General features: G+C 31.9%; 11 protein-coding genes. 3 read left to right on the forward strand and 8 right to left on the reverse strand.

Features of this window, described 5'->3' with window-relative positions:
- Nucleotides 1-97: 97 nt before the first annotated feature.
- The 3 genes from IC221_RS21890 to IC221_RS21900 all read left to right on the forward strand — a co-directional run bounded on the left by IC221_RS21890 (nucleotide 98) and on the right by IC221_RS21900 (nucleotide 1,634).
- The gene (locus IC221_RS21890) at nucleotides 98-274 is read left to right on the forward strand and encodes a hypothetical protein (protein ID WP_188171003.1); all 177 of its coding nucleotides are present in this window, start codon (nucleotides 98-100) and stop codon (nucleotides 272-274) included.
- 12 nt (nucleotides 275-286) lie between these two features.
- The gene (locus IC221_RS21895) at nucleotides 287-700 is read left to right on the forward strand and encodes a DUF4382 domain-containing protein (protein WP_188171004.1); all 414 of its coding nucleotides are present in this window, start codon (nucleotides 287-289) and stop codon (nucleotides 698-700) included.
- Nucleotides 701-887: 187 nt separating this feature from the next.
- Complete coding sequence (locus tag IC221_RS21900) at nucleotides 888-1,634, forward strand: DUF3592 domain-containing protein (RefSeq protein ID WP_188171005.1); 747 nt, start codon at nucleotides 888-890, stop codon at nucleotides 1,632-1,634.
- Between the two features lie 550 nt (nucleotides 1,635-2,184).
- Here the strand turns inward: IC221_RS21900 and IC221_RS21905 are convergent.
- From IC221_RS21905 to IC221_RS21940, 8 genes are all read right to left on the reverse strand, one after another.
- Nucleotides 2,185-4,740, reverse strand: coding sequence for a carbohydrate-binding protein (locus IC221_RS21905; RefSeq protein WP_188171006.1), 2,556 nt, complete (start codon nucleotides 4,738-4,740; stop codon nucleotides 2,185-2,187).
- Between the two features lie 1,905 nt (nucleotides 4,741-6,645).
- Nucleotides 6,646-7,740: a hypothetical protein gene (locus tag IC221_RS21910; protein ID WP_188171007.1), complete on the reverse strand. Its 1,095-nt coding sequence runs from the start codon at nucleotides 7,738-7,740 to the stop codon at nucleotides 6,646-6,648.
- Between the two features lie 51 nt (nucleotides 7,741-7,791).
- Nucleotides 7,792-8,181 carry a hypothetical protein gene (locus IC221_RS21915; protein WP_188171008.1) on the reverse strand — a complete coding sequence of 130 codons (390 nt, stop codon included), beginning with the start codon at nucleotides 8,179-8,181 and terminating at the stop codon, nucleotides 7,792-7,794.
- A gap of 116 nt (nucleotides 8,182-8,297) precedes the next feature.
- The gene (locus IC221_RS21920) at nucleotides 8,298-9,848 is read right to left on the reverse strand and encodes a HEAT repeat domain-containing protein (RefSeq protein WP_188171009.1); all 1,551 of its coding nucleotides are present in this window, start codon (nucleotides 9,846-9,848) and stop codon (nucleotides 8,298-8,300) included.
- A gap of 138 nt (nucleotides 9,849-9,986) precedes the next feature.
- Nucleotides 9,987-10,370: a hypothetical protein gene (locus IC221_RS21925; protein ID WP_188171010.1), complete on the reverse strand. Its 384-nt coding sequence runs from the start codon at nucleotides 10,368-10,370 to the stop codon at nucleotides 9,987-9,989.
- A gap of 83 nt (nucleotides 10,371-10,453) precedes the next feature.
- On the reverse strand, nucleotides 10,454-10,984 hold the full coding sequence (locus tag IC221_RS21930; protein ID WP_188171011.1) for a hypothetical protein: 531 nt from the start codon (nucleotides 10,982-10,984) through the stop codon (nucleotides 10,454-10,456).
- 87 nt (nucleotides 10,985-11,071) lie between these two features.
- A complete protein-coding gene (locus IC221_RS21935; protein WP_188171012.1) occupies nucleotides 11,072-11,644 on the reverse strand; it encodes a zinc-ribbon domain containing protein in 573 nt (190 codons plus the stop codon).
- A gap of 231 nt (nucleotides 11,645-11,875) precedes the next feature.
- On the reverse strand, nucleotides 11,876-12,334 hold the full coding sequence (locus tag IC221_RS21940; protein ID WP_188171013.1) for a hypothetical protein: 459 nt from the start codon (nucleotides 12,332-12,334) through the stop codon (nucleotides 11,876-11,878).
- Nucleotides 12,335-12,820 lie beyond the last annotated feature (486 nt).

Consider the following 12,820-nt stretch of genomic DNA (forward strand, 5'->3'; position numbering starts at 1 on the left):
CGTTAGATTTTTTTGATTTAATTTAATACAACAGTTTGTCTGAAATGCTTAGAAAACTGTCATATTTGCAGGACTGTAAAAACGATAAATTACGATTATGAAAACAAAATTTTTACTTTACTCACTACTAGCTGGAGCACTTTGCTTTGGCGGATGTAACAATGATGATGATAATTCTACTGCCTCATCAAAAGCTGATGTAAGCTTAAGATCTGGAGGTATTTCAGATTCTAACACAAGAACTACTGCAAGGGATATCCCCGGCGTTGACTGAGTAGTGGTATCAGTGGCTACACTTACAGTACAAGTAGGTGGTCAAACGGTGACTTTCAACAAAGAAGAAGGAAAAGGCTATGTAGACTTGCTTCATTTTGAAAGTAAAGACACACTTATCTGGTCAGATGAAACACTTCCTATTGGTGAAGTAGAAAGTGCTATTCTTGGATTAGATAAAAACGAGGACAGCTATGTGATCGAAACAGGTTCGGACACTCCTGCTAATTTAAAAGTAGCACACAAAGAGTTATCTTTTGATGTAGAATATGATTCTGCATTAGCTACTAACACTAAATATATCCTTAAGTTGGATATGGATGGTAGCTTAAGATTAGTGTCTAACGGAAACGGCGACTACGTACTACAACAAGGTACTGGTGGTCAGCCAAAGGAAGGTGTTTTATATATCGAAAAAGTGCAGTAAGCTCACTTTTTTAAAATAAAAATATTTTTGAAGTCCCTCTTTCATTTTAATCAATGACTGAGGGACTTTGTTATAATAACACTTTATAAAATGAAAGTGGAGCCTGTACATATTAGCTTGTGAAAGTGTAGAAAAGTCTATAGATTTGTGTGTTACAAACGTATCAAAATGACTAATTAAACTAATAATGGACTCTCGAATACCTATCAGTACCAAGATGGTGTTATCCCTCAATGGTATGTATGGTGTAATAGCAATAGTATCATTTCTGGCAGCTTTCTTTACCTCTTTCTTTACGTTACAATCCTTTGATATTAAAACTTTGGCTCACATGAAGGATCATAATTTAGAAAGAAGCAATGGTGAAATTATCAATGTACTTTATACCAACATAAAAATAAATGGCGAGCCTGTTTACCAATATAACTATGTTTTTCACTCTAAAACGGGAGATTTTAATTGGACTTCTTTTCAGGGGGGTGACCATTATGCAGAAGGAGATCAAGTAGTGGTAGAGTACCAAAAATCGAAGCCTCATATTAATCGGATCATCGGAATGAGTCATTCTGATAGAGACCTTTTCTCCATCGCCTTGTTATTTGTAGTAGCCATATTCCTATTCTTAAATTTTTGGATTGGGAATAACAGAATTAATATTCTAAGTAATGGCGAAATTACAAGGGCTATTCTCAAAAAGGATGATTATTCATTACTCCATCAAAAACTACTAACAAATCGCATGACCTTGTCTTATATCACTAAAAATGGATGTATTCTTGAAACCTCTAGATTTATTTTTCATCCTCCTCAAAACACTGAATACACCTTGATTTATCATAAAAGTAATCCTAAAAAAACAATCATAGTAGAACACTTACCTTGGTTTATTCAAAAAGAGGTAAGAGGGATTTACAATAGGTTTACTGCATTATAAACTACAATTTCGTTAATTAATACAACTCCTTTTATGAAGAATTAATGGTAGTGTATTGTGGTTCGCGAGGACGTTGCAATGCAACGCCCCTACAGAACTGCATTTTAGAAGATTATTATAAAACCTTTGTCTTTTGACATGTAACGAGACAATCATTTAGTAGTACTTCCCTCGGCCTTGAAGGGAAAAGCGTTAAGAATTTCGTGAATTGAGCCGTTAAAAATGATTTTCTTGTTTGAGCTTTAGCGAGTTTAAAATCATTTAGGCGAGAGGAATGGAATTTAGCTTTTGACTTCAAAGCCTTGAATTTTTTGCTTCGTTTTTGTTTCAAGACAAAATGAAGAAGAAGGAGGTTTGAAAGTTGATCCTATAAATGCTGGCAGAAAGACTGATTGAAAGTTGACGATAATTTAGTTTACAGTATAATTTCCATTGCTTATAAAAAAACGAAGCTGAAAAATTCAGCTCCGTTTTTGAAGTTACTTTATATAATTTAAGTACGTATATACCTTGGCCAACTGAATCTGTCCCTATGTTGCCTGGGTACTACTTAGTTCGTAAGTGCCACCTTAATCTTATTCGTTTGATTTTTTCCCGTGAAAGTAATGAAGTAAATACCTTTTGGAAGTACACTTAAATCAAATTGATGTTTGTAGTTAAAATCTATTTCTGATTGGTAAACATTTGCACCATTCAAGTTATAGATCGCAACAGTATACTTCCCTGCTGTTAACCCTTCCACAAATAGGCCACCAGTTGATGGATTAGGATATGATTTTATTTTCTGAAAATTGTCATCTACTGAAGAAATGATTTCACGATCTTTACTACTCGCTGCAAAATTCATTTTATCTAAGTTCCATTGCCAATCATTATCTCCAGAGGCTACCACCCTAAACGTATGATCTCCTGCTGTAAGATTAAATGAAGAACTTGCCTTTAATGACTGATAATTCGTCCAGCTTTCATTCGAAGGAACTTCATCCTTTGTGACTTCAGTTCCATCTACTAGCAATTGAATCTCAGTTCCTGTCAACATTGGTGTTGTAATAAAATACTCGACTGAATATTCTCCCGAACGTTCTACATTGACATTATACTCCGCCCAGTCTCCTGCATTGACGTAGTTAATACCTACACTTTCTATTTTTCCTACTCCAAAAGGAACAAATGAATCATCATAAGTTCCCCCTGTAGAAGTAAAATCTTCTGCCTCAATTGTAAAGTCAAATGGAGTTGTTGTAGGTGGAGGTGTCACTGTATGGACAGGAATAAATATGAGTTTATCTAAATTCCATTGCCAATCATTTCCACCAGAAGCCACAAGTCTTAAAGTATGAAAACCAGAAAATGTGATCGGTTCACTACCCGAAAGTGCGGTATAATCATCCCAACTTCCATTATTTGGAACTGCCGTTGTGCAAACCGTCGTTCCATCCAACACCAAGCTGACCTCTGTATCTGAAGTCGATGGCGTAGAAATCATATATTCTACGGTATAAGTTCCTGAAACATTGATTGTGTACTCTGCCCAGTCTCCAGAATTGACATAATTAACGCCTCCTGTTCCTCTATTCATTCCTAATGGAACGTGTCCATCGTTGAAAGTACCTCCCGTTTCTTCGAATGATTCTGCTTCTATTTCAAAAGTTTCTCCTTGAATAGGTGGTGCTGATAAAGCATTTACAGTGATTGTTGATGTCGCTGTATGACCACCATCTGTTGTAGTTACCGTGATGACAGCCGTTCCCTTACTTACTGCGGTTACTCGTCCAGATTGGTCTACCCTAGCTACATTTTCATCACTTGAAGTAAATGTTATTGATTTATCTGTAGCATTTTCAGGTATCACTTGTCCTTGAAGGTTACCTTTTGCTCCTATTTCTAATGTCATTGTCGAAGGAGTGATAGAAACACTCTCAACAGCAACTGCATTTTCAGAAGGTATTGGCTTGTAAACCCTAACCCAATCTACTTCCATTGTATTTTTGGCAGGGTCTGCTAAGTCTGCATCCGGTGGTGTTTCTCCCCTACTGACTAACCAACTTTGAGATTCTACATTAATAATAATGTCCATTTCTTTCGTAAAACCATTTCCATTTTGGTATTCACCTGGATCAATCACATTAATACCATTTGAATTATCACTTGCTTCTTGTAAAGTATTCATCGAGAAATTAGCACTTGTAGCATATACAGTCACTTTTGAATAGCCATTTGAACCATTTTTTGGCATTCCACCAACATTATTTCCCCATGAATCCTCCGTATTTGCAGGATGTTGATCATCATAATAAGTATATTCCCAAGTTCCATTCATCAACGTTGCTATCGCATTATGGTACATTACCCTTACTAATTCTCCATCTATGTAGTATTCAAAATGATTTGGTGTTTTCCAATATACACCTAACCTCAAATACCTTCTATCACCATCATTCCAAGCCCAATCACCCCAGCCGTAAGAAGCACTTACTCTACTGTCGGGCCACCAACTGTTCCAATCTCTTGGCTGATAGTCATGAAACGGATTTCTGATGAAAGAGTGATGAGAAATATGCGTAAGATGTTTGAACCCATTTACTCCTCCATAATTTTCAATGATATCAATTTCTTGTGTATCATCAGGGCTTAATAACCAGAAGCAAGAAGCTAAACTGATGTTTGCCACACTGATCGCTGATTCAACATAAACAGGGTATTGTACTCTACCATTGGAAGTTACACAACCTGCATTGACGCCATTATCGGGTTTTTCCATTTTGGGAGAATTTCCATTCCAAGGATTCGCTTGATTGTTTTGATCCCATCTTGAAGAGTTAATAAACAAACTACCATCTCGTACGGATACATTCTGGTATTTCCAATACGTTGTACCCGGACCATCCCAAGCGTTATGATAGAAATTATACCACTTTCCATCACCAAAGTTTGTTTTAGCGTTGACAGGGTTAAAAGTATAGTTAAAATCATCCGATACATTATCCTGTAATTCCCAAATATTTCCTGCACCTGCATTGGCAGGTACTGCTATTCCGCTCCAGTCTTGTGCTGAAACATTAAGATACATCATTATGGCCGCTGCCACTAAGAGTACTTTTCTCATATCAATAAACTGAAAATAGATCGTAAATTATTTTAATAACAACAAGCAATAGGATAGAAAGTGGGTGTGTTATTTATCTCTTTATAATAAAAGCAATAGGGATGAAATATTAAAAAACCTCTTTGAATAAAAGGGTCATTACTTTAAAAGTAAGATGGATAGTTATTTATAGTATTACGAAAAATGGTATAAATTCTCAATCAGTAATGAATCGATCAAATTAGTTTACTCAATGTTATCATTAACTGATTTCGAAACATCGTTTTCCTTACTATAAATAATCTAAGCTAGATTAGAGATTTAATAATATTTCATTCATATTGCAGTTAGAAGTTGAACATAATTTCATTTCATGAGTCTACCACAATTTAAGATTGCCGTCTAAGTTGGTAGGCTCTTTTTTTTTAATGCTTATCAGAATTGTAAATAAACACTTGTGGTGTTTGGTTTCGCGTTCACTTGATTTTTAAGTGGGCACCACAAGTGTAGTATCTACGTCAACAAATATGGACACTTCGGTTTTTGGAATCAATTTTTCAGACTAGACAAAAACTGTATACCTCATCTTATTACTGAACAAGAGGCATTTCGCAAAACGGGAAAAATCACTAGACTTTCAAATAAAAAACTAGACAAAAACTGTATTTTGAACTGAATTTACTCCTCAAATGCTACTTTTATATGATTTTGATACTAAACTCCCTATTCAAAAACTGAACAAGTAAAAGTCTAAATACTTTAAATCACTACCTCAAAAAAATCTATTTTCTTCCTCTTTTTTATTCCAATAGGTTTTTATTCTCCATTCAAATTCTTTGAGAAGTGCAAAATGCAATTTAAAAGTCTATGCTGTTCTTCTATTTGTGCATAAAAAAACACCCTAAGGACAGCATCCCAAGGGTGTTTATGAACTTAACTCTCTCAATTTTTTTTATCACTTTTTTACTAAGTGCATTCATCTAACTTCTGATTATATAAACTACCTTTTTTTAATTTTTGTTTCACTTTAAACATAATAAAAATGTAATGATTGTTAAGTATCAAACATTAAGATTTTCCTTCCTCAATGTAAGTCTCTCACTCAAATTAGATTGGTTATGTGGTTTTAGGAGATTTTTTTAGAGTATCTAATGGCTTAAAAGTGAGATAAAAAAACCTGTTTAGCATCAAATAATAGATAACTCTTTTGAGGAGAAATTATGATTGATAAAAAAGAAAAAATCTAGGCTTTGAAGTCAAAAGCTAAATTTCATTCCTCTCGCCTAAATAATTTTAAAGTCGCTTTGCTCAAACATGAAAAATCATTTTTAACGGCTCAATACATGAAATTCTTAACGCTTTTCCCTTCAAGGCCGAAGGAAGTACTACCTAACGAATTGAGTAGAAAGACCACTGGCGCGAATGTTAAGCGATAGCGTCATTCGTGTCTCTCAGATCATTAGAAATCTCCTGATTTCTAAATGTCATAAATATTCGAAAATTTAGTTTACAATGTAATAAGGCTATCAACGAAGGAAAGGAAATAGAATTGGACAAAAAAAGAGCACTTTATCGATCACAATGCTGGAAGGTAAAGAATCTCAGCGATCAATAAAGTGCTTAAATGCTTAGTGTACTTTAAATAAATTTCAACAATGAGATGAATAAAAACAAAGTCTCTATCCTTCTATAACAGGAGTAAAGATAGATAACAATACATAGAATGAAACTACCCAAAAGGGTAGTTTTTAATAAAAGTTAATTTATTTAATGAGGAACCTCATTTTTTTATCTAAATCCTGCCTTTTAACATCAAAAAATATTCGTGATACGATAAAAGCAAAATGGAATTGTTTTTTATATCTCTTTTGTAATTGTCAACCTGAAAATAGATTCAAATACTCTAAATAGGTGATTTGAGTAAATCTATTCTAAAAATGGTTCATCAGTAAAAACAGATTGGATAGTCTTAACTTTAAAAAAACCGTCGTGAACAATTAAATATAAAGTTTTGTTGCTTATTTCTGAATACTCACCCTGATTACAAAATAGTTCCTTTTCCAAAGACTCATTTTTCACCACCAAAAAATGCCTTCTAATTGTTTCGTTATATGATTCCGAGATAACCTTCACTTTTTCAACGGAATAATCATTTGAAATAAAACGAAGATTTATTGTTATACAAAAGAATATTGGATAAAAAGTAAGATATATGATATTCAGTAATTTAGATGCTAGTTTGTTCTTATTAAAATATTTGAATTGAATAAAAGTGACTGAAATGAAAAGAAGAAAGGCAATTAATAAAAGCTTCTCCAAATCGAATATTGTCATTAACCATTTAGAATATAACCGTAGTGAGTTAAACAAAAATATAGGAAATAGAATGATTTTAGCTCTAAAAAAATATTTCTTCCATTTTGGCTTAGAACTTTTAATAATTACCTCTGTTTCTACTCTATGCCTTATTAGATTGACATTGAAACATTTTAGGATATTTTCTATTTCACTTTCTAGTTCTTCAAATGAAATTGATTTAATATTAAAAATATTATCGAGCATTATAGTTTGTTCAAATCCATAATAATTTTTATTCCTTGTGTGTAATCTATTAAGGATACTCTCAACATCTATAGATGAATTATGAATAACTAACAGGATAAATACATTTTGTTTAAAGCCTCTATCTAACCAGTGATATCCAATATGAATATCAAAATCAGCGTTTTTGAATGTATAATATTCTTCCCCTTGATGAAATCCCAATGACAACAAACCCTTGAATAATGGTTCCTCATATAATTTTGCTCTTTTTTTGGGACCTGAGACTTTATCTATATAAAGAATCATAGTGCCAATTAACACAGGAAAAACTAAAATAAGAGTAAGACAAAATATAATTGCCCCTTTATCCAAAGTATTTTTGAAAAATGATATAATTAAAAGACATCCAAAAAAAATAAAAAATAAGATAAACCAAGGTAAATAATACCTCTTGAAGTTATTAAATATTGAAATCACTTTATTAATAGTTGAAGTTTATATCTACTAATGGTATGTTGTAGTTTTGTTTTAATCTTTAAACAATTCTTTATGTGCCTTCACATGATGAGGAAATTCTTCCTCGTAAAACGGATAACTAATTCCAAAAATTGAAATTTCGTATCCTTCATCTTTCATTCCTGTAATTGCACTTCCAGCTTCCCCCTTTATTTCGACTCCGTCATTTCGAAACACTTTCAATCCTGTAATTACCTGAGTGTCTATAAATTCAAATTCGGGGTCATCAGTAGAAATATTTATGCCATTTTGCAAGCAGTACTCTTTGAAAAATTGATAGGGAGATTCAATATCAATAAATTCAATCAGTCCAAAAGCAACTCCCATTGGAGCATCTGCTTTTTCCAACTGAGTTGTTCCGATTTCCTTATTGTTAAGTAGTATTTTGTATAAACTATTCATAAATGATTTTAAAATATGTCCATTATCCCCTCGAATATATTTGAATTTAAGTTTATCATCATAGTCAGATTAATGAAGTATAACTCTTAATGCAAAGTAGGTGGTTTAAAGAGTTTTTATTTGAAGTAAAAATCTAGTCCATCTACTGGATTTGATTTAAAATAATTTTTGTCTTGATGTACCTCATTTACATATGAAAAAATCTGTTTTGCTCTTTCAATTTCAACTTGTTTGGGTGTTGAAAATAGTCTTACTGCTCGTGTTTTCCAGATTTGTAAATAGTCAAATGCCAATTGTCTTACATTCTCGTTTTGATCAATTGTTCCAATCATCAAGTCAGGAATTACTGCCCAACCACCAACTTTCGTGAAAAGCTTTAGCATTGACTTTTTTAACTCATAATCATCCTTTTCGTATAGGATTTTTGCCTTATCCAATATTTCTTGTCTTGGAATATGTGATAAAAATTCAATGATTAAATTTCTAAGACCTAGATATTGACTGTCCAAGTTTTCTAATGCAAAGGCATAAGCACTATCTTCATCGAGCTGACAAAGAACAGAAAACGCTGCCTTCTTGATTCTTATTTTTTTATCATTCAGAAATAACTTAACTGTTTCTGAATACTGTTTACCTTGTATTTCAGCAAGCCCGTTTAATGCCCCAATGACTTGTCTGTTTTCTTGTAAGTTGTCATTGTAAAATCTAGCAAAATCAATGTTAGCTTGTTTAAGCGTAAACCTTGCAAAATGTCGTATTGTAGCGGAACTATCCGATAAAAACTTTTTTGCAGTTGTTTCAAAACCGTTTTGGTCTTTTAAGCAATAAAGTGTTTGAGCTCGAATATTAGCTGATTTATCTTTTAATAATTGATCTATTTCGGTTTGCTCAAGTTTTTCAAAATGGTTTATTGTTAATTGCCTAATCAAAAAATGTTTGTCAGATAAAAACAGTTTTAATTCTTTTGAATTGTCTCTAATCAAAGTTGAAATATATCTGGCTAAAATTATCCTCAGTTTGTCAGGGTACTTCTTAAAGTTGTCCATTACATATGCTCTATTTTGGCAGGTAATGAACTCAAGGCTGTCTTTGTAGACTCCACTAAGGTCTGTCCGTTCAACTTTTTGAAGCCATTCAATAATTGGTAAATTTTCAATTAAGCTATCGACATAATGAGTTTTTTTGTAGTTATCAATACCGATTAGTGCTGCTTTTCTGACTGGTAATACCCAATCAGCCATACGATAGATAATAAATTGTATAGCTCTTGAACTGTCAATCAGTGAAAGTTCTTTTACTGCTTTTTCTCTTACGTATCCGTTCCCATTTAATGAACTAATGGCTAACAATTCTACAAATTGCTCCTTTGGAAAGTTGGCTTCATAAAAATCTATATCACTTTTTGAAATGTCACAATGCTTAAGAGTATCGTAATATCTCTTTTTACTGTCATTTTTTTGAAATAGATGAATTATCGTCCTGCAAGTGGTTTCTCGAATTTCTCTATTGTCGTCTTTTAGAAATTCTGTTAAGCTGTAAATTAATTTTGTATTGCCATCATTGGCAATTTTATTCAAAGCGTTAGTTTTCTCTTCAGTATTGTTCTTTGAGAAAAACCAAGTCTTGTTTGGACGTCTCAAAATTTCTATGCATTGCCAAATTTCCATTTTTTTGTATTGTCTTCTAGGCTTGTTTGTAACAGTAAGTTTATGAAATGTAAGTGATTCCAAAGCACAATCCTATTAAGTTTAATAGTTATCGCAAAAAGATTGCACTCTCTACACAATATTTTATATAGATAATGCTCAGTTATTCTTTCTCATGAGTCTCTTCAATTTATTAGAAACCTTTGGTTGATTATTTTTACTGTCATAAACAACAGCAACATCAAATCCATGTTTAGCTTTTTGTTTTTCATTGAAAATCACGATATCAAAATATTCAACTCCAACAGTAATTCCATCTTCAGTTCGAAAGAATTCTGATTTTGAACGAAGTACTGTTCCTCCTGGGCTTGAAAAGAAGGCAACTTTCTTATTTGTAAAATCATACGTGTATTTTTCTGTATTCAAGTTAGAGTTAAGGAACTCATACTCATTCTTTGTCAACGTTTCACTTACTATCTTCTCTGCCTGTGCGAAGCAAGAATAAGAGAATACTAATCCAATAATTACAATGCAATATTTCATCTTATGTCTTCTGATTTATTAAGTTGTTTTATTAGCTGCTTTGAAATATTATATACATTTTCTTCCACATATAGAGTGACTTTCTAACTTTCATAATACATTTTCATCCCTTTTATAAATTCGTTAGGAGTTTGATAATCATATTTTTCATATTCCTCAATACATCCTACAATGTCGTAATTTTCATGTTTATTTAACTGGAAATATTCTTTTACTTTATCTTTGTCTCTTCCAAAAATCAACTCAATATCTAACCCACAACCAGCATCAAAGCTTGTATCCATCTTGGCTTCAAAGAGCATTGGAATATCTTCAACTTTTCCAATCATATACAACATGAAAGTTATCTGTCGTAATGTCTCTCTCATTAAAGTTTCTTCTCGACAATAGTCAATTTCAGCTTGAAGTAGATATTTGATTAACTCCCGGCTTTGCAACTTTTTATTATCAAAAAGAGTTTCTACAACCTTTCTCCTAAAATCAGCATTAATATCATCGCTTTCTCCCCAATCCTCTTTACCATTATGAATAAAGTCTACGTTTTTTAAAATATTGACAGGAGGTAAATTAGGATGACAATCTTTTATGATTTTAACAAAATCTTTAATTTCCATGTTTTACGATCGTTTAGTTTTATACAGATTGTTTAATTCCTTTATCACTACTAGTATTATCAGTACTACTTTACAAGATTAATCTTCTCAAATTTCATCAAAGCCCGTATTTTTAGCTAACTTCCGAAACTTTGACATATAAAATTTAGCTTTATCATACTTACCCAAATTCAAGTAAATTTCAATCACTTCGGTTAATGATGAAATATCATTTTCAATTGGAGTTTCTAGTAATTTAGACAGTCTAATATTTTTGTTCTTCTCTTCCCTTTTTATTCGTCTACATTCCCAACAATTATTTGCTCTAGACCAATAGTTATTACCTAATTCTTCATACCAAAAGAATTGTTCTTCTTTAGTATAAATATATTCTCTATTACAAGAATTACAGTTTCTTTTTATGTCAAAATAGACAAAATAAGGATAACATGAATAATCTTGTTTTTTAGGTTGAGCTAATATTGCTCTTTTTGTTTTAATACAAGCATCGCAAGCCCAACGGACTTTTTCTTCATCATCTAAATCCAATTCATCATTTAATCCTAAATACGGAAAACTATATTGCTTTCTCCATTTCAAAAGATGAATCAAATCCTTTTCTAGCTTTTGTTCTTTACAACAAGGGCAAATAAGTTTATCTGTTTTATCTTTCTGTTTCATTGCCATGTTTTATAAGATAATACCTAACGACTCGGCTAAAAAGCATTTCGAAGAACTTACGTTCCGTCTACTAAGTACCCACAAGCCTTTTAAATTTTATTCAATTTATGGCGGGCTTGTTTAAACTCAATTCCTACCATTTCACCAATAACGCTATGCTTTTTTAGCCTTTGTTAGCATCTTTGTTCAATTTAGCTTTTTCTAATTAATATCAATAAGTAATGTCTTTAATCAATTTTCATTTAATAATTCTTCTACTGACTCTAATTCGTAATTGTCTCTGTAAACTATATTTTTCACCCCTAAAGGTATATTGTATTTCAATTCGTTAATTAACTCAGCATTATTATTTCTTATAAATTCATCACTATCTCTTGTTTCTCCAATTATAAAGGCATTTATGCAAATCTTATTAGTTATAGAAACAAAAGCAGTAAATTTTAGAGGAAGGTTTGTATACAATTGAGAGTGGTCAACTTGAATACTGAATTCAAATTCCTTACTGTTCTTGGTTGTAAAAATGGGAGAACATTCAAAGGTTAATTTGCTCTGATATGTAAATGATAAAGAATTAAAGGAATCAAATAGTTTTTCAGAAAATTGTTCTATTGTAACCAAAGAAGAGAAGTCAAACCCTATTGCAATTACTGTATTCCAACCTGCCATTTTATATTCTATGGATGCTAACATTTAATAAACACCACCTTCACATTATTCAAAAAATGTGACAGTGACATATAATAGTTTACTCACTTGAAGGTAGGCAAGAAATTTTAACAATCAAATGCAATACATTACTTTTCTAATATATATTACAAATTATCTAGAGGACTTTTTATTTCAATTACCACTTTAGTAATCATTTGATTTTCTGTCTCTTCAATCAACACCATTTCCAAAAAATATGTTGCAAAATTATGATGATGAGTGTGGGTCATCACTCATTTATGTATTTTAGATTTTATGATGAACCGTTTGAGAGGTTTCAAGAATAATAGATACTTTTTGGGGTGAGTAAACACTACATTGTAAACTAATTTTTCGTCAATTAATATAACTCCTTTTATGAAGAATAAATGGTAGTGTATTATGGTTCGCGGGGGCTGTCGCAAAACCATCAAAAATTCCAAATACTCTTCATTTTTAAATCGTATGAACATAAACAGTTTAAAAATG

It is taken from the genome of Flammeovirga sp. EKP202, from assembly GCF_014534745.1.
GTDB lineage: Bacteria > Bacteroidota > Bacteroidia > Cytophagales > Flammeovirgaceae > Flammeovirga.

Bases quoted from the DNA above. Each gene is read 5' to 3' on its own strand.
- IC221_RS21940 (WP_188171013.1), bottom strand. From the start codon at position 12,334: ATGTTAGCATCCATAGAATATAAAATGGCAGGTTGGAATACAGTAATT.
- IC221_RS21920 (WP_188171009.1), bottom strand. From the start codon at position 9,848: ATGGAAATTTGGCAATGCATAGAAATTTTGAGACGTCCAAACAAGACT.
- IC221_RS21905 (WP_188171006.1), bottom strand. From the start codon at position 4,740: ATGAGAAAAGTACTCTTAGTGGCAGCGGCCATAATGATGTATCTTAAT.
- IC221_RS21915 (WP_188171008.1), bottom strand. From the start codon at position 8,181: ATGAATAGTTTATACAAAATACTACTTAACAATAAGGAAATCGGAACA.
- IC221_RS21890 (WP_188171003.1), top strand. From the start codon at position 98: ATGAAAACAAAATTTTTACTTTACTCACTACTAGCTGGAGCACTTTGC.
- IC221_RS21935 (WP_188171012.1), bottom strand. From the start codon at position 11,644: ATGAAACAGAAAGATAAAACAGATAAACTTATTTGCCCTTGTTGTAAA.
- IC221_RS21930 (WP_188171011.1), bottom strand. From the start codon at position 10,984: ATGGAAATTAAAGATTTTGTTAAAATCATAAAAGATTGTCATCCTAAT.
- IC221_RS21925 (WP_188171010.1), bottom strand. From the start codon at position 10,370: ATGAAATATTGCATTGTAATTATTGGATTAGTATTCTCTTATTCTTGC.
- IC221_RS21900 (WP_188171005.1), top strand. From the start codon at position 888: ATGGACTCTCGAATACCTATCAGTACCAAGATGGTGTTATCCCTCAAT.